The 23,016-nt window shown below is 67.9% G+C and carries 17 protein-coding genes and 1 pseudogene; 4 read left to right on the plus strand and 14 right to left on the minus strand.

What is annotated here, in order from left to right; all coding sequences use genetic code 11:
* Positions 1-275: 275 nt before the first annotated feature.
* A complete protein-coding gene (locus M8R19_RS03465) occupies positions 276-1,106 on the plus strand; it encodes a metal-dependent hydrolase (protein WP_249917030.1) in 831 nt (276 codons plus the stop codon).
* Positions 1,107-1,279: 173 nt separating this feature from the next.
* Here the strand turns inward: M8R19_RS03465 and M8R19_RS03470 are convergent, their stop codons facing one another.
* A complete protein-coding gene (locus tag M8R19_RS03470; RefSeq protein ID WP_009619444.1) occupies positions 1,280-1,969 on the minus strand; it encodes a TetR family transcriptional regulator in 690 nt (229 codons plus the stop codon).
* 78 nt (positions 1,970-2,047) lie between these two features.
* Between M8R19_RS03470 and M8R19_RS03475 the strand changes: the two are divergent.
* Together M8R19_RS03475 and M8R19_RS03480 are read left to right on the plus strand one after the other, a co-directional pair.
* Positions 2,048-3,632: pseudogene (locus M8R19_RS03475) on the plus strand (flavin-containing monooxygenase).
* Positions 3,629-4,513, plus strand: a complete 885-nt coding sequence (locus M8R19_RS03480) for an SDR family NAD(P)-dependent oxidoreductase (RefSeq protein ID WP_249917031.1) — start codon at positions 3,629-3,631, stop codon at positions 4,511-4,513. The pseudogene M8R19_RS03475 and the gene M8R19_RS03480 overlap by 4 nt, the downstream one beginning before the upstream one ends.
* Before the next feature lie 413 nt (positions 4,514-4,926).
* Here the strand turns inward: M8R19_RS03480 and M8R19_RS03485 are convergent, their stop codons facing one another.
* The 4 genes from M8R19_RS03485 to dnaX all read right to left on the minus strand — a co-directional run bounded on the left by M8R19_RS03485 (position 4,927) and on the right by dnaX (position 9,543).
* Positions 4,927-6,075, minus strand: coding sequence for an acyl-CoA dehydrogenase family protein (locus M8R19_RS03485; protein WP_249917032.1), 1,149 nt, complete (start codon positions 6,073-6,075; stop codon positions 4,927-4,929).
* Positions 6,076-6,180: 105 nt separating this feature from the next.
* The gene (gene recR / locus M8R19_RS03490; RefSeq protein ID WP_074985372.1) at positions 6,181-6,777 is read right to left on the minus strand and encodes a recombination mediator RecR; all 597 of its coding nucleotides are present in this window, start codon (positions 6,775-6,777) and stop codon (positions 6,181-6,183) included.
* 296 nt (positions 6,778-7,073) lie between these two features.
* Entirely contained in the window at positions 7,074-7,400 is a 327-nt protein-coding gene (locus tag M8R19_RS03495; RefSeq protein WP_009619439.1) for a YbaB/EbfC family nucleoid-associated protein, read from the minus strand.
* Positions 7,401-7,443: 43 nt separating this feature from the next.
* Complete coding sequence (gene dnaX / locus M8R19_RS03500; RefSeq protein WP_249917033.1) at positions 7,444-9,543, minus strand: DNA polymerase III subunit gamma/tau; 2,100 nt, start codon at positions 9,541-9,543, stop codon at positions 7,444-7,446.
* 140 nt (positions 9,544-9,683) lie between these two features.
* Between dnaX and M8R19_RS03505 the strand changes: the two genes are divergently transcribed.
* Positions 9,684-10,406, plus strand: a complete 723-nt coding sequence (locus tag M8R19_RS03505) for a substrate-binding periplasmic protein (RefSeq protein ID WP_074985376.1) — start codon at positions 9,684-9,686, stop codon at positions 10,404-10,406.
* A 190-nt stretch (positions 10,407-10,596) separates the two neighbouring features.
* Here M8R19_RS03505 and M8R19_RS03510 read toward each other — a convergent pair whose 3' ends face one another.
* From M8R19_RS03510 to M8R19_RS03550, 9 genes are all read right to left on the minus strand, one after another.
* On the minus strand, positions 10,597-11,844 hold the full coding sequence (locus tag M8R19_RS03510; RefSeq protein WP_249917034.1) for a tetratricopeptide repeat protein: 1,248 nt from the start codon (positions 11,842-11,844) through the stop codon (positions 10,597-10,599).
* Between the two features lie 11 nt (positions 11,845-11,855).
* Complete coding sequence (locus M8R19_RS03515) at positions 11,856-13,055, minus strand: HlyD family type I secretion periplasmic adaptor subunit (protein ID WP_249917035.1); 1,200 nt, start codon at positions 13,053-13,055, stop codon at positions 11,856-11,858.
* A gap of 53 nt (positions 13,056-13,108) precedes the next feature.
* Positions 13,109-15,274, minus strand: coding sequence for a type I secretion system permease/ATPase (locus M8R19_RS03520; RefSeq protein WP_249917036.1), 2,166 nt, complete (start codon positions 15,272-15,274; stop codon positions 13,109-13,111).
* The gene (locus M8R19_RS03525) at positions 15,271-16,683 is read right to left on the minus strand and encodes a TolC family outer membrane protein (RefSeq protein WP_249917037.1); all 1,413 of its coding nucleotides are present in this window, start codon (positions 16,681-16,683) and stop codon (positions 15,271-15,273) included. The genes M8R19_RS03520 and M8R19_RS03525 overlap by 4 nt, the downstream gene beginning before the upstream one ends.
* A 294-nt stretch (positions 16,684-16,977) precedes the next feature.
* On the minus strand, positions 16,978-17,295 hold the full coding sequence (locus tag M8R19_RS03530) for a hypothetical protein (protein ID WP_249917038.1): 318 nt from the start codon (positions 17,293-17,295) through the stop codon (positions 16,978-16,980).
* A gap of 120 nt (positions 17,296-17,415) precedes the next feature.
* The gene (locus M8R19_RS03535; RefSeq protein WP_249917039.1) at positions 17,416-17,808 is read right to left on the minus strand and encodes a hypothetical protein; all 393 of its coding nucleotides are present in this window, start codon (positions 17,806-17,808) and stop codon (positions 17,416-17,418) included.
* Positions 17,809-18,160: 352 nt separating this feature from the next.
* Entirely contained in the window at positions 18,161-19,570 is a 1,410-nt protein-coding gene (locus tag M8R19_RS03540; protein WP_249917040.1) for a TolC family protein, read from the minus strand.
* On the minus strand, positions 19,567-21,711 hold the full coding sequence (locus M8R19_RS03545) for a peptidase domain-containing ABC transporter (protein ID WP_074985396.1): 2,145 nt from the start codon (positions 21,709-21,711) through the stop codon (positions 19,567-19,569). The genes M8R19_RS03540 and M8R19_RS03545 overlap by 4 nt, the downstream gene beginning before the upstream one ends.
* 13 nt (positions 21,712-21,724) lie before the next feature.
* A complete protein-coding gene (locus M8R19_RS03550) occupies positions 21,725-22,981 on the minus strand; it encodes an HlyD family secretion protein (RefSeq protein WP_249920131.1) in 1,257 nt (418 codons plus the stop codon).
* Positions 22,982-23,016 lie beyond the last annotated feature (35 nt).

The raw sequence follows: 23,016 nt of genomic DNA on the forward strand, positions 1-23,016 counted from the left end.
GCGGCGGATAACCGCGAACGGTTATCCGCCCTACGCCCCCGGTAACACCTCTCCCGCCCCTGCCCCCCTTTCCCCCTATCCAAGGTCGGGCCGGCCCTCGCTTGGCCGCATTTCACCGGGCCATGGCCGGATCGGACCTCTCCCTTGTCCGACAATCCTTCCAACAATTACATCAACCAATGACACATTCACCGTGTCAGGCCCTCCGCCCCGCCGGCGCCACTGCCTGTCCATGCCGCCGCCGGGGCTCGTCGAACAACAACAAGGAGTCGCCCATGAACGTCCAGACCGAACCGCTCCGCGCCCACTTCCCCGTCCGGCGCATGGATTTCAGCTTCACCGAGACGCCGAAGTACTGGTGGGACGATCAACCCTTCATGTCGCACTTCATGAACAACCTGTCCTCGCTGTTCCCCTACGGCGAGAAGTTCTTCGTCGACAGCGTGCGCGCCGTGCGCGACCGCATCCAGGACCCGCAGTTGCAGAAGGACGTGTCCGCCTTCATCGGCCAGGAAGCCATGCACTCCAAGGAACACGCGGCCTACAACGAATACGCCGAGGAACACGGCATCGACCTGGAACGCCTGGAGCTGCGCATCAAGCACCTGCTCGGCGCGATCAGCAAGGTCACCACCAAGAAGCAGGACCTGGCCATCACCTGCGCCCTGGAGCATTTCACCGCGACCATGGCCGAGCGCCTGCTGCGCCGCGAGGACCTGAGCACGCAGATGCGCTCGCCGAAGATGTACAAGCTGTGGATGTGGCACGCCATCGAGGAGAACGAGCACAAGGCGGTGGCCTACGACGTCTACCAGCAGGTGTACGGCGGCTACTTCACCCGCACCGCGGTGATGCTGCTGACCACGGTGATCTTCCTCGGCGTGATCGGCGGCTTCCAGATCCACCTGCTGCGCCGCGACCGCCAACTGTTCAACTGGCGCAGCTGGAAGCACGGCCTGGTCACCCTGTTCGGCCTGCGCAACGGCTACTTCACCCAGCTCGTGCTGCCCTGGCTGGACTACTTCCGCCCCGGCTTCCATCCCTTCGACCACGACACCAAGACGCTGGAGAAGTACTGGAAGGACAAGCTCGACTTCGCTGGTTGAGCTGCCCCTTCATCTGTAGGAGCGGGCCCTGCCCGCGAATCGCGCGCAGGGCGCGCTCCTACAGGTGCAGCCCGGCTTCTCGTAGGAGCGAGCTTGCTCGCGAACAAACCCCGCAGCGGAATCTGTTCGCGAGCAAGCTCGCTCCTACGAAGAGCAGCTCGGCGCGGGCGGCTCTACACCCCCAACGCCTGCAACACCGCCGCCCCGGTGAACAACAACAGCACCTGCCGCTCCGCCAGCGCGCAGACCTCGCCCCGTTGCCCTTCCGGCAATTCCAGGTAATCCAGCGACAGCTGGAACAGCTGCCGGCTGATCAGCCGCGACAGCTGCGCCACCTCCTGCGCCGGCACCTCCGGCAGCAGGCGGAACAGGGCGATGTCCTCGGCCATGTCGGCACCGAAGTCGTCCATCACCTGGCCCAGCGCCTCGCGCAGCACCGCCGAGGGGCCGTGCAGTTCGCGCACGCCGATGATGAAGGCCTCGGGGTGGCGTTCGACGAAGTCGAAGAACAGCCGCACCGTCTCCTCGCACACCCGCTGGCCGCGGGCGAAATCCAGGCCCAGCGGAGTGGCCGCCGCGCCGCCCGCCGCCGGCGCGCGCCCGGCCGCCTCGCGGCGCAGTTCGCGCAGCGGCTGGCGCAGCTGGGTGGCGATGTCGCGGATGATCGCCAGGCCCAGGTCATCGACGTCGGCGAAGTGACGGTAGAAGGTGTTGGGGTTCAGCCCGGCCTCGCGGGCCAGCTCGCGCAGGCCGATGCTGCTCAGGCTGCGCCGGCTGGAGGCCAGGCGCAGCGCCGCCTCCATCAGCAGGCGCTTGCCCGGTGCATCCTGGCGTTGTGTTACCGCGTCCGGTTCCAGACTCATCCTTGCCCCACCTCGCCCACCCTAAAGATTGGTTGCCCGCGAAGTATACAGATGTCTACATTCGCACCACGTAGACAGTTGTATACGCCTGCACACAAGCATAACAGGAGCCAGGTAAATGGGAACTCAACCTAAGACCGCCGCGGTCAGACACTGCAAGGTGGCCATCATCGGCACCGGTTTCTCCGGCCTGGGCATGGCCATCCGCCTCAGCCAGGAGGGCGAGGACGACTTCCTGCTGTTCGAGAAGGACGCCGGCGTCGGCGGCACCTGGCGGGTCAACAACTACCCCGGCTGCGCCTGCGACGTGCAGTCCCACGTCTACTCCTTCTCCTTCGAGCCGAACCCGGAATGGACGCGCATGTTCGCCCGCCAGCCGGAAATCCGCGGCTACCTGGAAAACTGCTGGAAGAAGTACCGCCTGGAAGGCCGCACCCTGCTGAACACCGAGATCCAGCGCCTGGAATGGGACGAGGCGCGCGACCTCTGGCACCTGCACGACGCCGCCGGCAACCACTACACCGCCCAGGCGGTGGTCTCCGGCATGGGCGCCCTGTCGATCCCCTCGACTCCCGACCTCAAGGGCCTGGACAGCTTCAAGGGCCACGCCTTCCACTCGCAGCACTGGGACCACGACTACGACCTGAAGGGCAAGCGCGTGGCGGTGATCGGCACCGGCGCCTCGGCCATCCAGTTCGTCCCGGAAATCCAGCCGCTGGTGGCCAGGCTGGACCTCTACCAGCGCACCGCGCCGTGGATCCTGCCCAAGCCCGACCGCGCCATCAGCGACAAGGAGCGCGCGCGCTTCAAGCACTTCCCGCTGGTGCAGAAGCTCTGGCGCGGCGCGCTCTACAGCATGCTCGAAGGCCGCGTGCTGGGCTTCACCTTCGCGCCCTGGGCGATGAAGATGATCGGCAAGCTGGCGGTGCGCTACATCCACCAGCAGGTCAAGGACCCGGAACTGCGCCGCAAGCTGACCCCGGACTACACCATCGGCTGCAAGCGCATCCTGATGTCGCCGAACTACTACCCGGCGCTGGCCGCGCCGAACGCCTCGGTGATCACCGACGGCATCCGCGAGGTTCGCGAGCACAGCATCGTCACCGCCGACGGCCAGGAGCGCGAGGTGGACGCGATCATCTTCGGCACCGGCTTCACCGCCAACGACCCCATTCCCCGCGGCACCGTGTTCGGCCGCGGCGGCGTGGACCTGCTGGACACCTGGCCGCAGGGCCCGGAAGCCTACAAGGGCACCGTCACCCGCGGCTTCCCCAACCTGTTCTTCCTGATGGGCCCGAACACCGGCCTGGGCCACAACTCCATGGTCTACATGATCGAGTCGCAGATCGCCTACGTGCTCGGCGCGCTGAAGCTGATGCAGCGCCGCGAGCTGCTCAGCCTGGAGGTCAAGGAAGACGAGCAACAGCGCTGGAACCTCAAGCTGCAGCGCGGGCTCAACCATAGCGTGTGGAACACCGGCGGCTGCAAGAGCTGGTACCTGCACCCGGTGAGCGGGCGCAACTGCACCCTGTGGCCGGGCTTCACCTGGCGCTTCCGCCTGCTCACCCGCAGTTTCGACGCCGCCGCCTATCATCTGAAGGCCAGGCCGTTCGAGGAAACCGCAGTCACCCAGCAACCCCGCGCCGAGGAGGTCCCGGCATGAAGTCCTTCGAGAACAAAGTCGCCGCCATCACCGGCGCCGGTTCCGGCATCGGCCGCGCCCTGGCCCGCGAGCTGGCCTCGCGCGGCTGCCACCTGGCGCTGGCCGACGTCAACGCCAGCGGCCTTGAGGAAACCCGCCAGGCCCTGGCCTCCTACGGCGTGCGCATCTCCACCGAGGTGGTCAACGTCGCCGAGCGCGAGCAGGTCCACGCCTGGGCCGACAAGGTGGTGGCCGAGCACGGCAAGGTCAACCTGGTGTTCAACAACGCCGGGGTGGCCCATGCCGGCACCGTGGAAGGCAGCGAGTACGAAGAGTACGAGTGGATCACCAACATCAACTTCTGGGGCGTGGTGTACGGCACCAAGGCCTTCCTGCCGCACATCAAGGCCAGCGGCGAAGGGCACGTCGTCAACGTCTCCAGCGTGTTCGGGCTGTTCTCGCAGCCGGGCATGAGCGCCTACAACGCCACCAAGTTCGCCGTGCGCGGCTTCACCGAATCACTGCGCCAGGAACTGGACATGGAAGGCGGCGCGGTCTCGGCCAGCTGCGTGCACCCCGGCGGAATCAAGACCAACATCGCCCGGACCGCGCGGATGAACGACAGCCTGGCCAAGGTCACCGGGCAGAACGCCAACGCCGCGCGCCAGCAGTTCAACGACCAGCTGCTGCGCACCACCCCGGACAAGGCGGCCCAGGTGATCATCCGCGGCGTGGAGCGTGACGCACGGCGCATCCTCATCGGCGCGGATGCACATGCCATCGATGTGATGCTGCGGGTGTTGCCGGTGTGGTACCAGAAGGTGGTTACCGTCAGCATGCGTCTGGCGGCGCGTTTTGCGCCCAAGGGCAAGGCGCGGCCGGAGGGGTATGAGGTCAAGTAGGGGGTGGTGAAAGGAGAAGCCTGCTTCTTGGAGCGGGCTTTTTTCTTGATGGGTATCGCTTCGCTCAACGCCATCCTACGGGGTGCATTGCTCTTCGCTCTTCGTAGGAGCGAGCTTGCTCGCGAACAATGGCGTTTCCCGGCGGCTGCGGTGTTTGAGGTTGACTCCGCTCCCTCTCCCCAACCCTCTCCCTGAAGGGAGAGGGGGCTAGTCCGTGCCGAGAGAAGGAATGGTTTCAGCCGGAAACCGTTGGAGTTACCGGCTGACTCCAGAACACCGAACTCTGCCCAACGGTCCCCTCTCCCTTCAGGGAGAGGGTTAGGGAGAGGGAACGAGGTCCGGCCATACACCAGCGCAGCCAGGTAACTCCATGGGTTCGCGAGCAAGCTCGCTCCTACGAAATGCCCGCCCCCTCAGAGCCCCATCTGCTTGGCGATGATCTCGTTCATGATCTCCCGCGTCCCCCCACCGATGGAGAGGATGCGGTTGTCGCGATACAACCGCTCCACCAGGCTCTCGCGCATATACCCCATGCCACCCAGCAGTTGCACCGCGTCATAGACCACCCGGTCGGCGACGTCGGTGGCGAAGTTCTTGGCCATGGAGATTTCCTTCACCACGCTCTTCCCGGCAGCCATCTTCGCCGCCTGGCGGTAGGTGAACTCGCGGGAGACCTCCACCTGGGTGGCCATCTCCGCCAGGCGGTGCTTGAGCACCTGGAACTTGCCGATGGGCTTGCCGAAGGCTTCGCGCTCGGCGCTCCATTTCAGGGCTTCTTCCAGGGCCAGCTGGGCGGTCATGTTGGCCATGGTGGCCAGGGCCAGGCGCTCGCTCTGGAAGTTGGCCATGATGCAGGCGAAGCCCATGTTCTCCATGCCGATCAGGTTTTCCACCGGCACCTTGCAGTCGTCGAAGAACAGCTCGGCGGTGTCCGAGGCCCACCAGCCCATCTTCTTCAGCTTGCGGCCCACCGTGAAGCCGGGGGTGCCCTTCTCCACCAGCAGCAGGCTGACGCCGCCGTAGCCTTCGCCGCCGGTGCGCACCGCCACCGTGTAGTAGTCGGCGCGCACGCCGCTGGTGATGAAGGTTTTGCTGCCGGTCACGCGGTAGTGGTCGCCGTCGCGCACGGCGCGGGTCTTCAGGCTGGCCACGTCGGAGCCGCCGGAGGGCTCGGTGACCGCCAGGGCCATGATCTTCTCGCCGGCCAGCACCTGCGGCACGATGCGTTCGCGCAGTTCCGCACGGCCCCACTTGAGCAGCGGCGGCAGGCCGATGTCCAGCGAGCCCAGGCCGGCCACCAGGCCGCCGGAGCCGCTGCGCATCAGTTCCTCGCTGGCCGCCAGCTTGGCGAACAGGTCGCCCTCGTGGCTGCCGCCGTAGGCTTCCGGGTAGCCGATGCCGAGGATGCCGGCCTCGCCGGCCTTGCGGTAGAGCTCGCGGGGGAACTCCTCGGCTTCTTCCCAATCGGCGATGTGCGGGAGGATTTCCCGCTCGACGAAGCGCCGCACCGAGTCGCGGACCAGGCGGTGGCTGTCGTCGAAGTAATCGGTGAATGCGGACATGGCGGGCCTCCAGGCGGGTTGCCTGAAAACTTACCGAGCGCTTGCTTGGTTTTCAAGGCGAGACTTGCGCCATCGCCTGGGCCGTTTCGGCCCGATGCCTCTGAACTAGACGATCGGCCGGCGCCCGGCCAGGGCGTGGGCCAGGGTGCCGCCGTCCACCAGCTCCAGCTCGCCGCCCAGGGGCACGCCGTGGGCGATGCGGCTGAGCACCAGGCCGCTGCCGGCCAGCAGTTGGGCGATGTAGTGGGCGGTGGCCTCGCCTTCCACCGTGGGGTTGGTGGCGAGGATGATCTCGGCGAAGCTGCCGGCCTTGATCCGCGCTTCCAGCTCGGGAATGCCGATGGCCTCCGGGCCCAGGCCGTCCAGCGGCGAGAGGTGGCCCTTGAGCACGAAGAAGCGTCCGCGGTAGCCGGTCTGCTCCACCGCGAACACGTCCAGCGGGCCTTCCACCACGCACAGCAGCGAGTCGTCGCGGCGCGGGTCGGCGCACTGCGGGCACAGCTCCTCCTCGCTCAGCGTGCGGCACTGCTTGCAGTGCCCTACCCCTTCCATGGCCTGGGTCAGCGCCTGGGCCAGGCGCAGCCCGCCCGTGCGGTCACGCTCCAGCAACTGCAGCGCCATGCGCTGGGCGCTCTTCTGCCCCACCCCGGGGAGAATGCGCAGGGCGTCGATGAGTTGGCGGATCAGCGGGCTGAAGCTCATGGGGGAACCGGTCTCGGGATTCAGGAAGGGATGAACGTCGTAGGCACAACTATCTTGCCGGCTGCGCCGAAGTGCCTTTCGTAGGATGGGTCGAGTTTACGAAACCCATGCGGTCGTGGTGATGGGTATCGCTTCGCTCCACCCATCCTACGGGGCAGGAGGAGTTCCGGGGCGACCAGAGGGTACTCAGGACAAGGCGCGAGCGGTGTCGGACAGCGGAGTTTACTTCAGTAAATGAGCATGTCCGGCACCGCTCGCAACGCAGTCATGGGTGCCCGCTGGGCGGCACCTTCACCTTAGAAGGGCATCTTGAAGCCGGGGGGCAGCTGCATGCCGGCGGTCATGCCCGCCATCTTCTCCTGGTTGTTCTGCTCGATCTTGCGCACGGCGTCGTTCACCGCGGCGGCGATCAGGTCTTCGAGAATTTCCTTGTCTTCCTGCATCAGGCTATCGTCCAGGCTGACGCGCTTGACGTCGTGCCGGCCGGTCATCACCACGCTCACCAGGCCGGCGCCGGACTGGCCGGTGACTTCGGCGTTGGCCAGCTCTTCCTGCATCTTCTGCATCTTTTCCTGCATCTGCTGGGCCTGCTTCATCAGGCCGGCCATGCCACCTTTCATCATCTCGATCACCTTCTGTCGTTCAGGGTTGGTTGGGCGCCGGCCTTCAGGCCTTCGCCGCCAGGGGTTCGATGGTACCGGTGCGGACCACCGCGCCGAACTGCTGGCGCATCTGCAGCACGTACGGGTCCGCCTCGATGGAACGCTCAGCCTCGCGCTGGCGCTCGGCGCGCTTGCGCGCCGCGGCCTGGGCGGGGGTTTCCTGCTCGGGCTTCTGGATGGTCACTTCCAGCGTCAGGGTGCGCCCGTGGTACTGGCTCAGCGCGTCGTTCAGGCGGCGCTGCTGGGTGGCGTTGTACAACGCGCTCTGCCCCGGGTCCAGGTGCAGGTGCCAGGTGTCGCCCTCCACCGCGACCAGGGTGCAGTTGGCGCCGATGCTCGCGGTCAGGCCACCCAGGCCCAGGCGCGGGAACAGGTCCAGCCACTCGGCGGCCAGGCCCGTGGCCGGCAGGGCCGCCGGTTCCGGTTCGGGCTCGGGCTGGGCGCTGGCCTGCGACTCGTCGCCGCCTTCCAGGTAGCTGAGCGAATCCATGTCGACTTCATAGTAGTCCTCGGCCGGCGGCGGCTCTTCGTCGCGGTCGTCGTCCTCGCTGTCGGCCATGGCGATAGGCGCCGGTTCGGGCGCCGCAATGGGCTCGGGCGCCGGCGCAGGTTCGGGCTCGACCGGCGGCTGCGCGGCGGGTTCTTCCCAGGGCAGGTCGACGACGGGCGCCGGTTCAGCCACGGCGGCTTGCGCTTCGACTACGGGCACCTCGACGGGCGCGACCTGCGGGGCGGGCTCGACGGGTGCCGGCGCGGCCTCGACGACAGGCGCCGGCGCAGGTTCGGGCGCAACCTCAGCCACCGGAGCCGGAGCCGGAGCCGGAGCCGCCACAGGCTGCGGCGCGGGTGCCGGCTGGGCAACGGCGGCGGGCACGGTGGACACCACCGGCACGCTCGCCACGCTGGCAGCGGCTGCCGGCGCCGCAACGGCGGCGCCGGCCACTGGGTTGCGGTTGGAATCAGCCGTGGCCGTGCTGATCCCCAGGTCCTTTAGCGGTGACCTCGGTGGCGCGCCGCCATCGGCCGGGCGGAAGGCCAGCATGCGCAGCAGCACCATCTCGAAGCCGCTGCGCGGGTCCGGCGCCAGGGGCAGGTCGCGGCGGCCGATCAGGCCCATCTGGTAGTAGAACTGCACGTCCTCGCCGGGCAGCGCTTGCGCCAGGGCCAGCACCTTGTCGCGGTCGCCCTGGCCGTTGTCGACGGCGTCCGGCAGCACCTGGGCGATGGCCACGCGGTGCAGCACGTTGAGAATCTCGGCCAGCACCCCGCCCCAGTCCGGGCCCTGTTCGGCCAGGTGGCGCACGGCGTCCAGCAGGGCCCGGGCGTCGCCTTCGAGCAGTGCGTGGAGCACGCCGTAGACCTGGCCGTGGTCGAGGGTGCCGAGCATGGCGCGCACGTCGGCGGCCAGCACCTTGCCCTCGCCGAAGGCGATGGCCTGGTCGGTCAGGCTCATGGCGTCGCGCATGGAGCCGTCGGCGGCGCGGCCGAGCAGCCACAGGGCGTCTTCCTCGAAGGGCACGTTCTCGGCGCCGAGCACGTGGGTCAGGTGCTCCACCACGCGTTCCGGCGGCATGTTCTTTAGGCTGAACTGCAGGCAGCGCGAGAGGATGGTCACCGGCAGCTTCTGCGGGTCGGTGGTGGCCAGCAGGAACTTGACGTGGGGCGGCGGCTCTTCGAGGGTCTTGAGCAGGGCGTTGAACGAGTGCGAGGAGAGCATGTGCACTTCGTCGATCAGGTAGACCTTGTAGCGCCCGCGGCTCGGCGCGTACTGCACGTTGTCCAGCAGTTCGCGGGTGTCCTCGACCTTGGTGCGGCTGGCGGCGTCCACTTCGATGAGGTCGACGAAGCGGCCCTCGTCGATCTCCCGGCACACCGAGCACTGGCCGCAGGGGGTGGAGCTGACGCCGGTCTCGCAGTTCAGGCACTTGGCCAGGATGCGCGCGATGGTGGTCTTGCCCACGCCGCGGGTCCCGGTGAACAGGTAGGCGTGGTGCAGGCGCTGGTTGTCGAGCGCGTTGATCAGGGCCTTGAGGACGTGGGTCTGGCCGACCATTTCGCGGAACGAACGCGGACGCCATTTGCGGGCAAGAACCTGATAACTCATTGAAATCCATCGCAGCTGGTAGGCGGAAGTGGGCTAATCCTAGCGAAGAGGACCGGAAATTGCACCCGATGCCGGGCCAGGCTTGGCAAGAACCCTCCGAAACAGGCATTGTGTCCTGCTTCCGCACGTCCGGAGCCCGAATGCGCGCACTCCTCCCCGCCCTCCTGCTGGTCGCCGGCCTGGCCCAGGCCGATCCCCGGCAGCTGAGTTTCTCGGTGATCGAGGGCTGGGCCATGCCGCTGGCGCAGGTCGAGGACGGCCAACTGACCGGCGGTATCCTCTTCGAGCTGTTCACCCGCACCGCGGACAAGGTCGGCATGGCCCCGTCCTTCCATATCCTGCCGCGGGCCCGGGTGGAACAGGCCCTGCACAGCCACAGCATCGATGTGCGCTGCTACATCGCCCCGGCCTGGCTCAGCGAGGAGTTCCGCGACTACCGCTGGAGCGTGCCGCTGATGACCCAGCGCGATCTGCTGGTGGCCCGGGAGCGGGCCCCGGTGGACGTCGCCACGCTGGCCGGGCAAAGCGTCGGCACAGTCCTCGGCTATGCCTACCCCTACCTGCAGCTGTCGTTCGCCAGCGGGCGCCTGCACCGCGACGATGCACGCAACCAGGAGCTGGTGCTGAAGAAGCTCGAAGCCGGGCGCTACGACTATGCGGTGTCCAGCGAGGTGGCGCTGAACTGGTTCAACCTCCAGCGGCCGGCCGAGCACCGCCTCTACCCCGCAGCCAAGCTCGACCAGGCCGAACTGGGCTGCATGGTCCTGGACGATCCGCAACTGCCGACCCAGGCGGTGCTCGACGCCCTGGCCGAGCTCAAGGCCTCCGGGGAAATCGAGCGCATTCTCGATCACTATCGCTGACGATCGTGCGCCACACGCCATGGTCGGGCCTGGCGTAGGGCGAATAACGCTCCGCGTTATCCGCCGTTTGGCCTTGGCCGAACCCCGCTCGGGGGCGAGCCTGGGCATCCTTGTAGGGAGCGCCAGGGTCGGCCATGGCGTTGGCGATGAGGGAGGTGAAGCGGCGTACAACCGCGAACGGTTGTACGCCCTACGCTTCCGGGGCCACCGCTATGCGGGCTTCGCCGCGGCGGATCCACTCGGCGTAGCGTGCCGGGATGTGGCCGTGCACCGCGCCGGCGTTCACCGTGGCGGCGTAGTCGCAGATCGCCTGCTCGCCCTCCCCTTCGCGCCGGTACAGGGTCCAGCGCACCCGGCTGCCTTCGGCCAGGGCGCAGGGTAGTTCGAAGCGGGGCGAGCCTTCGGCGTAGCCGACGTGGAAGTCGTCCGGCATGGGCCCGCCGGGGAAGCCGGCGGCGTCGAGGAAGCCGAACATCGAGTCGTGCTGCAGCAGGCTGCGCCGGGCGTAGGGCCAGACGTAGCGGCGCAGGAAGTGCTGGTCGGCGAAATGCCGAGAAGCCACCGGTTCGGCGAAGAACAGCCGGGCCAGTTGCGCCAGCGGCGGCAGCGCCCCGCCGACGACGCCCCAGAGCCCGGCCAGCAGCAGTTCGGTATGGGTGCCGTTGTCGCGCAGCGCGTGGAAGTGCCTGTCGCTGGCCAGCCACTGGGCCACCGCCTCGGCCTCGCGCTCGCTGATCACCGAGTCGGCGTCGCGGAACAGGATGCGCTGGGCCTGGGCGTCGTCCAGGGCGAGGAAGCGCCACATCGGCCCCGGCCACTGGCGCTCGGCCTCGTCCACCCGCACCACCTGGCCGCCGTTGTCGAGCAGGCGGCGGACGATGGCCTCGGGCACGCTGTCGTCGATATAGAAGCGGCAGGTCCAGTGCGGGTAGATGCGCGGCTGCTCCAGCACGTTGAGCACCGCCGTCTCGCAGTACTTGGCGCTGGCGCCGAACAGCGAGAAGGCGATGACGTTGCGTTCGCGGGTGGCGGCGCTGGGCGGCGGCGGCAATGCCGGCAGGGCATGGGCGATCGGCGGTTCGACGCCGAACTGGCGCTCGCGCAGGCTCAGCGCGTGCAGGCCATGGCGGCGCACCTGGTGCCACTGGCGCAGGGCGCAATGGGCGTGGGACAGGGCGTCGAACAGCGCCAGGCTGTCGCCGCCGGCGGCCAGGGCGCGGCCGGCATGTTCGATGGCCTCCTGCCAGCGCTCCAGCTTGATGCAGTTCACCGCCGCGTCGGTCCAGGCCACCGCCAGCTGCGGCCAGCGCCGGGCGGTCTGCAGGCACAGTTGCAGGGCCTGCTCGTGCCGGCCCTGGGCGTAGAAGGCGCTGGCGCGCCGGCCGGCGGCCTCGACCTCGCGGCGTTCGCGGTAGCTGGGCGTGCGTTGCTTGGCCATGCTTGCCCTCCTCAGCGTTCGCGCAGCGCTTCGCGGGCGCGGTTGAGCGGCTTGGTCAGGTAGTCCCAGACGGTCTTGCTGCCGGTGTGCACGTCCACCGTGGCGACCATGCCGGGGAAGATCGGGAAGCTCCTGCCTTCCTTGTTCTGCAGCGAGTCGGTCTCGGTGCGCACGAACACCCGGTAGTAGTACTGGTCGCGGCGCACCTCGTCCTGGATGGTGTCCGGCGAGATGTGCGTCACCTTGCCCTCCAGGCCGCCGTAGATGGCGTAGTCGTAGGCGCTGATCTTCACCGTGGCGCGCTGCCCGGGGTGGATGAAGGCCACGTCGCGCGGGGAGATGCGCGCCTCCACCAGCAACTGGTCCTCCACCGGCACTATGACCATGAAGCGGCCGTTGGGCGGGATGACGCCGCCGACGGTGTTCACTTCGATGTCCTTGACGATGCCGCGCACCGGCGAGAGCACGGTCAGGCGCGTCAGCGAGTCGGCGCGCCCGCGGGTCACCGACTGCTGCGCCTCCACCTCGCCATTGGCCTTGGCCAGCTCCTCGCGGGCCTTGACGTAGTACTGGTTGCGCGTCTCGGTGGCCTTGAGCTGCAGTTCGTTGGCCTGGCGCTTCAGGCGCAGCACCTCGACGTTGCTCGCCGCGCCGATCTCGGCCAGGCGCGTGGTCAGCTTGAGTTCCTTGTCGACCAGGGCCAGGGCCTCGTTAATGCCCTTCAGGCTCTTCTGCAGGCTGTCGCGCCGCGACTGGTACAGGGCGGTCTCGGACTTCACCAGGTCAGGCTCCTCCAGCACTTCAGCCGGAAACACCAGCTTGCCGCCGTCCACTTCCGCCCGCAGGCGCGCGGCCATGGCCAGGGCGGCGCGCAGGCGCGAGGCGCTCTCGCCCACCGAGGATTCGGTCTTGGTGCGGTCGAGCTGGGCAAGCACCTGCCCCGCGTCGACGCGGTCGCCCTCCTTGACGCGCAGCTCGGCGAGGATGCCGCCCTCCAGGGACTGCACCACCTGCTCGCGGGAGCTGGGGATCACCTTGCCGGTGCCGGTGGAGACCTCGTCGAGCTCGAACAGGTAGGCCCAGGCGAACAGCAGCAGCATGCCGCCGAGCACGCTCCAGACCAGCCAGGCGGCGCGCGGCGCGCGCTCCTTCGCCTGGAAGTAGGGGGCCAGGGGCGCGGCCCCGGGCGCTTGAATCGAATTGGCTTGCATGATCACTCCCGACGCGGGCCAGGGCCCGCGTCCTCTGCGAATTCAGTGGCGGCTCAGGCGACGGCCGGGGCCTTCTCGCCGGGCTTGGCCGCCGGCCCGCCGGCGAGCTTGGCCAGCACCGCCTGCTTGGTGTCGTCGAGGACGACGCGGCCGTTGTCGACCACGATGATTCGGTCGACCCACTTGAGCACCGCCGGGCGGTGCGTCGCCACCACCAGGGTGCGCGAGGCCAGCCAGGGCTCCAGGTGGCGGATCAGGCCCTGCTCGCCGACCTCGTCGAGCCAGGCGGTGGGTTCGTCGAGCAGCAGCACACGCGGCTGGCGCAGCAGCGTGCGGGCCAGCAGCAGGCTCTGGCGCTGGCCGCCGGAAAGCCCGCGGCCGCCCTCCTGGACCATGTGCTCCAGGCCGTCGGGCAGCGCCTGCACCATGCCCAGGGCGCCGCTCAGGCGCAGGGCTTCGAGCAGTTCCTCGTCGCTGGCGTTGGGCCGGCCCATGGTCAGGTTGTCGCGCAGGGTGCCGAAGAACAGGTTGGCCTGCTGGCTGAGGAAGGCCACGTCGCGGCGCACGTCGTAGGGGTCGATCAGCTCCAGGCGCAACGAGTCGAGCAGCAGGCTGCCCTCCTGCGGCCGGTACATGCCGGCCAGCAGCTGCAGCAGGCTGGATTTGCCGGCGCCGTTGCGGCCGAGGATGGCCACCTTCTCGCCGGCGGCGATGCGCAGCTGGCCCACTTCGATGGCCGCGCGCTTGTCGTCCTGGCCGTAGCGGAAGCGCACGCCTTCGAGCTGGTAGTCACCGTGCAGCACCGGGCGGTGCAGGCGCTTGCCGCCCTCGGCGCTTTCCACCGGGCGCTGCATCAGTTCCTCCAGGCCCTCGCGGGCGACCTTGGCCTGCTGCCAGCGCGACATGATCCCGGATATCTGCGCCAGCGGCGCGATCATCCGCGAGGACAGGATGGACATGCCGATCAGCGCGCCGGTGGTCATGTCGCCGCTCATCACCTGGAAGCAGCCGACCAGCACCACCAGCACGTAGACCAGCGTCTGCACTTCCTGGGTCCAGGCCATGAGCGCGCCGGAGATGAAGCGCTGGCGCATGCTGACGGTGGCCGAGACCTCGTTGAGGTGGTTCCACTGGTTCTGGAAGCGCTGCTCGGCGCGCAGCTGCTTGACGTCCTCGATGCCCTGCACCGCCTCCACCAGGATGGCGTTGCGGATCGCCGACTCGCGCATGCCTTCCTTGGACAGCCGCGCCAGCGGCTTCTGCGCCAGCAGGCCGGGGATCAGCAGCAGCGGCAGCACCGCCAGCGGCACCAGGGCCATGACCCCGCCCACCGACCAGAGCACCACCAGGAACAGGAAGAAGAACGGCAGGTCGGCCAGCGCGCCCAGGGTGGTCGAGGTGATCAGTTCGCGCACCTGCTCCATCTCGCGGATCTGCGAGATGAACGAGCCGGTGGACTTGGACATGGCCTCGTTGCGCAGGCGCAGGGCGTGGCCGAAGACGCGGTCGGAAATGCGCAGGTCGGCGCGCTTGCCGATCAGGTCGGAGATGTGCGTGCGCGCCAGGCGCATGCCGAAACCGATGAGCACCGCCAGCAGCACCCCGCCGAACAGCACCCAGAGGGTCGGCTCGGACTGCGCCGGCACCACGCGGTCGTACACCTGCATGGAGAACAGCATGGAGGCCAGGGCCAGGACGTTGGCCACCAGCGAGGCGAGCATGACGTCGCCGTAGCGCCGCCAGTCGCGCAGCACCAGGCTCCAGAACCAGTTGGGCTGGTAGGGCTTGATGTAGTCGTCGACGCGCACGTCGGCCACCGCGACTTCCGGGCGCAGGCAGTAGACGCGCTCCACCCGCTCGACCACTTCCTCTGCCGGCAAGGCCTGCAGCACGCCCTGCTCGCCGCTCAGGCGCACGCCGACGCGGCCCTGGCCGTCGATGCTTTCGATGATGCCGACCTGGCCGCCGGAGAACTGTGCCAGCACCGGCAGGCGCCAGGGGTCGAGCACGCCCTTGTCCAAGGCTTCGGCGCGCAGCGTCAGGCCCATGTCGCGGGCCATGTGCTGCAGCTGCCCGTCCAGGTCCTGGTCCTGGCGCCATTGCTGGCCGACGCGGACGCGCTCTTCGGAAACGTCCAGGCGGTAATGCCGGGCCACCATCAGCATGGCTTCCAGCCAGGGGCTGCTGACGGCCTCCGGGCGTTGCGCTTGCGCGGTCATAGGGAATCACTCTCGAGTTGGAAGACGTCGTGCATCCGCCCGGTGGCGTTGATGAAGGCCACCTGGGCGCTCCACAGGTCGTGGCGGGCGTTCACCGAATCGCTCTGCGCCTGGTAGATCTCCTGCTCGGCGTTGAGCAGGTCGAGCAGCGTGCGGGTGCCCAGCGAGAGGTACTGCTCGCGGTACAGGCGCTGGGTGTCGACGATGCTTTTCTGGCGGTCGGCGAGCACGCGCAGGCGCTCGTCGAGGCCGCCCATCTGTTCCTGCAGGGCGACCCACTGGTCGCGGGCCTCCAGCTGCCGGGTGTGCAGGCGCTCCTCGGCCGCCCGCAGCGCCTGGCCGGCGCCGCGCACCCGCGCCGAGGGCGCGCCGCCGGCGAACAGGTCGTGCTTGACGCCGAGGGTCAGGGTGTAGACGCGCTCGCCGGCCATGTCGCCGGCATTGCCGAAGTACTTGTTGACGCCGCCGTCGACGGTGAAGGTCGGCCGCGTGTTGGAGCGCGCCAGGGACAGCTGGGCCTCGGCCTCCTCGCGCTCGGCCACCGCCATGCGCACGCCGACCGGCATCCGCGGGTTCGGCTCGATCAGCCGCACGGCCTGTTGCAGGCGCTCGGCGGGCACGTCCACGGCGGCCTCGCTCACTTCGCGGCCGATCATGGTGCGCAGCTTGCTCTTCTGCTGGCGCAGCTGCGTCTCGACGGCCAGCAGCGAGGCCTCGGCCGCCTCCACCCGCGACTGCGCCTGGATCAGGTCGGCCTGGGTGCTGGCGCCTTCGCTGGCGCGCTGCCGGGCCAGCTGGCGCAGGCGCTGCAGGCCGTCCACCAGGGTCCGCGCGCTGTCGCGCAGGGCGCGGTAGCGGGCCACTTCGATCAGCGCCTGGGCCGACTGCCGGGCGACCTCGTCCACCTCGCTCATCAGCTGGAAGCGCTGCACCTGCACGCCGGCTTCGGCGCCCTTGACCGCGTTGGCCACCTTGCCGAAGTCGTAGACCATCTGCGAGGCGGACAGCGACAGGTTCTGGCCGCTGCCGTAGGCGCCCTGCTTGCCGGTGTTCAGGCCAGTCTGGATGGTCGGCAGGTAGCCGGCCCTGGCCACGTTGATGGCCTCGCGCTGCTGGCCGAGCTGGGCCGCGGCATCGCGGATCGACGGGTAGGTCTGCACCGCCAGGCTGACCGCGTGCCACAGGTCCAGGGCGCCGCCCTGCCCCGCCCCGGCGTCCGACGGCTGCCAGTCGCGGGTCAGGTGGTCGACCGACAGGTCCAGTTTCTTCCGCGGGGCATCCTGCCACCCGCATTCGGGCTGGCAGAGCAGGCGCTTGCCGCCCTTGCCCTCCGGCTCCGCGCCGAAGACCACCAGCGGGGTGAATGCCAGCCAGGCCAGCGCACCCCAATGCAATTTGTTGAGAAACATCTGAACCACCCTGAAAAATCGAGCCGCAATGCTACGAGTCAGGTCGTGGACATTCTTCGGGAATATCCTGAAAAAGCCTCGAACCACAAAAGGATCGGGCAATAGGCTATTACGCGACACGAATAACCAGACAGTGGATAAACCCATCCTGACTTGTAGGAAATCTCTTATCGTAAAAAATAAGAAAATTCCGATTGATATATTTAAAGAAAACAAAACAGGCCATCTTCCGGCAATAAAAAAAGCCACTGCCAAGGCAGTGGCTTTCTTCGAAAAGGCGCCGTAATAACAATATCAGCGCGGCTCGTTTCCAGAGCCGGAAGTATTGCCGAAGAACGGGTTGCTCCAAAGATTTCCCAAGGACTGAAGTTGCGAGGAAGTCCCTTGTGCCAGGCCGGTGAACAACCCGGAGATGGCACCGAAGATCGTGCCCACGGTGACGTTGAGGATAGCGCCGATCGGGTTGCCGCCCAGCAGGCTGGAGAGCCCCTGGGTGATGCCCCCCAGCGCACCGCTCAAGGTGCCGAAGAGCGCGCCGCCTATGCTGTCGAGGAAACCGGAGGAGGCTCCGCCGGCGACCATTTCCAGTTCCTGCCCATCGAGTTCTTTCATCATGCCTCCATCATCTAGCGCATAGCGGAGCCTGCCGGATACCGGCAGGCTCCCTGTTCCACCGAACAGATGGGAATGCCACCCAGCCAGGCGGTGGCATTCATTCGGCTCGATGCCGGATCAACGCGGGCCGGTAGAGGAACCGCCGCCGCCCACCAGGCCGCCGAGCAGACCGCCGCCTTGGCCGACCTGCGGGGCCGGAACGTTCATGCTCCACCAACCTTCGGCGTTGGCGTTGAAGGTTTCCAGCGACATGCCCCAGCCATTCACCAGGCCATAGGTAACGGCATGGATAACGCCGAGAACGCCACCGATGACGCCACCGAAGGCACCGCTGGCGACGCCGACGCCCAGAATGCCGCCCACCGAACCACCGGTTACCACGCCCTTCGCCACGCCGGTGCTGAGGGACAGCGGAATCAGCATGATGGCGGCGCCAATACGACCGAAGACATCTTCGAAGATGCCGGCACCGGCGACCATTTCTACTTCTTGCATGTTCAACTCTTGCATTTTCATACTCCTTGCACATTGAGTGCTTATGTTGGCTTTCTTGCTGCGCTACCACTTATGTGGCGCGACCAGGTGATTGTTCTGTATGGAAATACCCATTACAACCTTAAATCGGCGAACTAAATCGCCATTCAGATTTCCTGGCAAAAGGCCATAAAAATACAACCAGCGGAGTTGGAAGTTTCATACAAGCCCCTCTTATGAATGTCAGGCGGCATAATTGTCCGAAAGATAATTCGCGCATCGCACATATAAATAATTCACTGCGTCCGAACGGCAAAAAGCCGCTTCGGTTCGTACCGAAGCGGCTTTGATTTACCGGCCGGAAATATCCGCTACTTGCCGCCGCGCGTCACTGAAGCGCCCAGAACCCCAGGCGGCCCAATCCCGCCGCCAGTTGCAGGCGGGCGTTCTGCCAGTCGGCCAGGGCGCGGATGTGCTGCTCCTGGGCATCGGCGTAGGCGCTCAGGGCGTTGAGCAGTTCGATCATGCTGCCGACCCCGGAGCGGTAGCGCCCGCGGGTCACCTCCAGGGCCTGGTGCGATTGTTCGACCAGGGCGTCGGTGCTCTTCAGGCTGCGGGTATCGACCATCAGCCGCTGGTAGCTGCCCCACACCAGCAGCGATACCTGCTGCTCGGTACCGGCCAGGGCCGCGCGGCTGGCCTCGACCTGGGCCCGCGCGCCACGCACCCGGTAGTTGCGTTCGAAGCCTTCGAACAGCGGGATGTTCAGTTGCAGGCCCAGGCTCGAATCGCGCTGCCGGGTGTCGCCGTTCAGCGACAGCGGCAGGTCGTTGCGCGCATGGCTGAGGCTGCCGGTCAGGGCCAGCGTCGGCCGGCCTTCGGCGCGCGCCTCGCGGACCTTTTCCTGGGCCGCGTCCAGCCGCGCCTGGGCGGCGATCAGTTCGGGGTGGTGGTTGCGCGCCTGGGCCAGCAGCCGGTCGATGGCGCCGACGAAGCCGGTATCGGGCATCGGCGTCAACTCGCTGGACAGCTTCAGCGCGCTGTCCGGTGCCAGCCCCATGCGCAACGCCAGCGTGCCCAGGGCGTTGTCCAGGTTGCCGCGGGCGCGCACCAGGCGCAGCTCGGACTGGGACGCGGCGGTCTGCGCCTGCAGGCGGTCGGAAAGCGCCGCCGCGCCGGCCCGGTACTTGGCGTCGGCGGCCTGGAAGTTCTCCTCGGCCATGTCCTTGACCTGCTGCGCCGCGGCCAGGGCGTCCTGGGCCGCCAGGGCGTCGTAGTAGACCTGGGCGGCGTTGACGAAGGCGTTCTGCAGTATCGCGTCGTGGCTGGCGTTGGCCGCCACCAGCAGGTGCCGGGCGCTGCGCAACGCGGCGCGGCGCTTGCCGAAGTCGAACAGCACCCAGCTCAGGTCGAGGCGGGCATCGAGGTTCTTCTGGCGGGTCGAGGTCTCGACGCCGTCGAAGTCCAGGTAATCGGTGCGGCTGCGGCCGTCGCTGGCGCCGACGCTGGCGCCCAGGCGCGGCAGGTAGGCCGACCAGGCGACGCCCATCTGCGCCGCCTGGACCTTGGCCTCGGCCCAGGCCTGGCGGGTCTGCGGGTCCTGGCAGAGCATGCGCTCGATGGCCTCGTCCAGCGCCAGTTCCGCCTGGACGCCGTTGAACAGGCAGGGCACGCCGCCGTGCCGCGCCTCGCTGACCGGCGCCTGGGGCAGCGTGCGCTCGGTGCGGAAGACGTCCGGCCCGGCCAGGACCGCGGGGCCCGCGGCCAGCGCCAGGGCGAACGGGAGGATGCGCTTCATGCCGGTTCGCCCTCCAGCAGCCCGGGGTCGACGGCCCGCTCGCCCACCACCTTGCCGCCGGTGATGACCACCACGCGGTCGGCCGTGGCGATGGTCTCGGGACGGTGGGCGACCATCACCCGGGTGATGTTCAGCGAGCGGATGGCCTCGTTGACGCGGCGTTCGCAGTCCACGTCGAGGTGGCTGGTGGCCTCGTCGAGGAACAGGATCTGCGGCCGCTTGTACAGCGCCCGGGCCAGCAGGATGCGCTGCTTCTGGCCGCCGGAGAGCACCGTGCCCATGTCGCCGACCAGGGTGTTGTAGCCCATGGGCGCGATCATGATCTCGTCGTGGATGGCCGCCAGGCGCGCGCACTCCATGACCCACTCCATGTCCATCGCCGGGTCGAAGAAGGCGATGTTCTCCGCCAGCGAGCCGGCGAACAGGCTGTCGTCCTGCAGCACCGTGCCGACCACGCTGCGCAGGCCGTCGAGGCCGATCTGCGACAGTTCCATGCCGGCCACGCGGATCGCCCCGTCGGATGGCGGCAGGATGCCGAGCATGATGTTGACCAGGGTGCTCTTGCCGCAGCCGGAGGGCCCGACGATGGCCACCGACTCACCGGCGCGGATGTCCAGGTCGATGCCGTCGAGCACGTAGGGCTCGTGTTCCGAGTAGCGGTAGCGCAGGCCGCGCAGCTCGATGCCGAACTCGCGCTGGCGCAGCAGTTCGGGGTCGATGCCGCTGCCGCCCTGCTCCGGCGCCTCGAGGACGATGTCGGCCAGGCGCTCGCCCTGCAGCTGCAGCATGCGCAGTTCGAAGAACTTGTCGATCAGGCTGCCCACGCGGCTGTCGAACTGGCCCTTGTAGGACTGGAAGGCCATGAGCGCGCCCACGGTGAAATGCCCGTCCATCACCATGTTCGCGCCCAGGTAGATCACCAGCAGGTTCTCGATGCCGAACAGCAGGCCGTTGACCTGGCCGTAGAGCAGCCCCAGCTTCTGCGTGCGCAGGCCGGCGTTGACCTGCTCCACCAGCAGGCTCAGCCAGGTGGCGCGGCGCTCGGTCTGGCGCTGGAACAGTTTCAGCGGGCGCACGCCACGCATGGTTTCGAGGAAGTGCGTCTGCTGCCGCGCGCCATGGATGATCTCTTCCTCGGTGGCGTTGCGCAGCGGCTGGTACGAGACCCAGCGCACCAGGGCGTAGAGCACCATGCAGACGATGGCGATGCTGGCCAGCAGCGGGCTGTAGACCAGCATCATGCCCAGGGTGGCGATGGTCATCAGGCCGTCGAGCACCGCCACCAGGAAGGCCGAGGTCAGGGTGGACTGGATGCTGTCGACGGCGCCGAAGCGCGAGACGATGTCGCCCAGGTGGCGCTTCTCGAAATACTGCGTGGGCAGGTTGAGCAGGTGGGTGAAGACGTTGGCCCGCCACTGCACGTTGAGCAGCGTGCCCATGTGCATGCCCACCCATTGGCGCACGGCGCCGATGATCTGCTGCATCAGCATCATCAGGCCGAAGCCGATCAGCAGCGTGGTCAGCAGGTCGCGGTCGTTGCTGGGGATGACGTTGTCGATGGTCCACTGCATGAAGAACGGGCTGACCAGGGCGAACACCTCCAGGGCCAGCGACAGCAGCAGCACCTGGCCCAGGGAGCGGTACAGGCCGCTGACCTTGCCGAGCATGCCGAGCAGGCGCAGGTTCGGCTTGGCCTCCTTCTTCTCGAAGGCGGCATCGGGCCACAGCTCCAGGGCCACGCCGGTGAAGGAACGCGACAGCGTCTCCACGCCCACCTTGCGGATGCCATGGGCCGGATCGTGGATCACCGCGCCGCGGCGGGTCACCGACTTGAGCACGACGAAGTGCTTGAAGTCCCAGTGCAGGATGCACGGGGTGCGCAGCTTGGGCAGGTCGGCCAGGCCCAGCTTCAGCGGGCGCGTGGCCATGCCCATCTGCTGCGCCGCCTCGATCAGTTGCTTGAGGGTGATGCCCTTGAGCGAGACGTTGAAGCGCTGGCGCATTTCGCGCAGGTCGTGGTGGCTGCCGTGGTAGCCGGCGACCATGGCCAGGCAGGCGATGCCGCACTCGGCGGCCTCGGTCTGCTGGATGCTGGGCAGGCGCCGGCCGAAGCGCAGCGCGAGGGAGTCGAAGATAGCCATACGGCGCGATACCTCAGAGTTTGCCGGACAGGCTGTAGAGGGGTTCGAGGACCCATTCGTAGAGTTTGCGGGTTTCCTGTAGCAGGTCGGCCTCCAGCAGCATGCCGCTCTGCAGCGGGCGCGGCTGGCCGTAGGCGCGCACCTGCTGTTCGTCCAGTCGCACGCGGATGCGGTAGTACTGCTCGCCGCTCTGGCCGACGCCCGGCACGCTGCCGGCCATGGCCGCCAGCTCGTTGTACGGCAGCGAGGTGCGCGAGATGGACAGCACCTTGCCGTTGTGCTGGCCGAATTTCTGGTAGGGGTAGGCCTGGTAGCGGATCCGCGCCGTATCGCCGACCTTGATGAAGCCCACCGCGCGGCTCGGCGCATAGAGTTCGGCGAGCAGTTCGGCGTTCTCGGGGACGATGCTCAGCAGCGGCCGCGAGGGGTCGACCAGTTGGCCGACCTCGGCCAGCACGGCGGTGGCGATGCCCGCTTCCGGCGCGACGATGCGCAGGGTGCGCTTGGCTTCGCTCTCGCCCAGTTGCTGGCGCACGCCGTTGAGCTGGCGTTGCAGCTCGGCGCGCTGGTTGGCATGGCGCGCGTCGAGCCCGTCGAGGGTGGCCTGTTGTTCGCGCAATTGCTGTTGCAGCGCCGTGCGCTCGCGCTCCAGGCGCTGCAGGGTCTGGCGCTGGCCGAGCAACTCGGCCTGGCGCTGCTGGAACTGGTCCATGGAGATGTAGCCCTTCTCCATCAGCCCGCGGTAACGGCCCTCGGCGTCGCTGGCGATGGCCAGCAGCTTGCGCTGGCTCTGCAGCTGGGCGGCCTGGGTCGTCAGTTCCTCACGCAGGCTGACGACCTTGGCCTGCAGGCTGCGGCGCTCGTCGGCCTGCAGCCGCTGCAGCTTCTCCAGCTGCTGCTCCAGGGACTCGCGGCTGGCCTCCAGCTGATGGCTGATGCCGGCCTGCACCGCCTGGTCCTGGCCGCTGTAGCGTTCGCTGGACAGGCGCAGGAGGGTCTGGCCGCGTTCGACCTTCTGCCCTTCGCGGACGGATTTCTCGACGATCACGCCCATCTGCGGCGCGTGCACCTTGGCCTGGCCGTTGACCGGCAGCAGTTGCCCGACCACGGTGCTGCGCTTGGTGTAGCTGCCCCAGATGAAGAAGCCCGCCACCAGCAGGGCGAACAGGGTGGCCAGGGTGGTCAGCACGCTGAAGGACAGTGGGCGTATGAGGATGATCGGGCCCAGCCAGTGGGCGCCCTGCCCTTGCAGGGCCTCGGTGCGGAACAGGGGTGTCTCGGTACTCAAGGTCAGGAGCCTTTGGG

This window comes from Pseudomonas sp. R3.Fl (genome assembly GCF_023516765.1).
Classification (GTDB): Bacteria; Pseudomonadota; Gammaproteobacteria; order Pseudomonadales; family Pseudomonadaceae; genus Pseudomonas; species Pseudomonas citronellolis.

What these genes read in the sequence shown, in the direction of transcription:
- M8R19_RS03465 (WP_249917030.1), top strand. Translation starts at nt 276, where the DNA reads ATGAACGTCCAGACCGAACCGCTCCGCGCCCACTTCCCCGTCCGGCGC.
- M8R19_RS03470 (WP_009619444.1), bottom strand. Translation starts at nt 1,969, where the DNA reads ATGAGTCTGGAACCGGACGCGGTAACACAACGCCAGGATGCACCGGGC.
- M8R19_RS03480 (WP_249917031.1), top strand. Translation starts at nt 3,629, where the DNA reads ATGAAGTCCTTCGAGAACAAAGTCGCCGCCATCACCGGCGCCGGTTCC.
- M8R19_RS03485 (WP_249917032.1), bottom strand. Translation starts at nt 6,075, where the DNA reads ATGTCCGCATTCACCGATTACTTCGACGACAGCCACCGCCTGGTCCGC.
- recR (WP_074985372.1), bottom strand. Translation starts at nt 6,777, where the DNA reads ATGAGCTTCAGCCCGCTGATCCGCCAACTCATCGACGCCCTGCGCATT.
- M8R19_RS03495 (WP_009619439.1), bottom strand. Translation starts at nt 7,400, where the DNA reads ATGATGAAAGGTGGCATGGCCGGCCTGATGAAGCAGGCCCAGCAGATG.
- dnaX (WP_249917033.1), bottom strand. Translation starts at nt 9,543, where the DNA reads ATGAGTTATCAGGTTCTTGCCCGCAAATGGCGTCCGCGTTCGTTCCGC.
- M8R19_RS03505 (WP_074985376.1), top strand. Translation starts at nt 9,684, where the DNA reads ATGCGCGCACTCCTCCCCGCCCTCCTGCTGGTCGCCGGCCTGGCCCAG.
- M8R19_RS03510 (WP_249917034.1), bottom strand. Translation starts at nt 11,844, where the DNA reads ATGGCCAAGCAACGCACGCCCAGCTACCGCGAACGCCGCGAGGTCGAG.
- M8R19_RS03515 (WP_249917035.1), bottom strand. Translation starts at nt 13,055, where the DNA reads ATGCAAGCCAATTCGATTCAAGCGCCCGGGGCCGCGCCCCTGGCCCCC.
- M8R19_RS03520 (WP_249917036.1), bottom strand. Translation starts at nt 15,274, where the DNA reads ATGACCGCGCAAGCGCAACGCCCGGAGGCCGTCAGCAGCCCCTGGCTG.
- M8R19_RS03525 (WP_249917037.1), bottom strand. Translation starts at nt 16,683, where the DNA reads ATGTTTCTCAACAAATTGCATTGGGGTGCGCTGGCCTGGCTGGCATTC.
- M8R19_RS03530 (WP_249917038.1), bottom strand. Translation starts at nt 17,295, where the DNA reads ATGAAAGAACTCGATGGGCAGGAACTGGAAATGGTCGCCGGCGGAGCC.
- M8R19_RS03535 (WP_249917039.1), bottom strand. Translation starts at nt 17,808, where the DNA reads ATGCAAGAGTTGAACATGCAAGAAGTAGAAATGGTCGCCGGTGCCGGC.
- M8R19_RS03540 (WP_249917040.1), bottom strand. Translation starts at nt 19,570, where the DNA reads ATGAAGCGCATCCTCCCGTTCGCCCTGGCGCTGGCCGCGGGCCCCGCG.
- M8R19_RS03545 (WP_074985396.1), bottom strand. Translation starts at nt 21,711, where the DNA reads ATGGCTATCTTCGACTCCCTCGCGCTGCGCTTCGGCCGGCGCCTGCCC.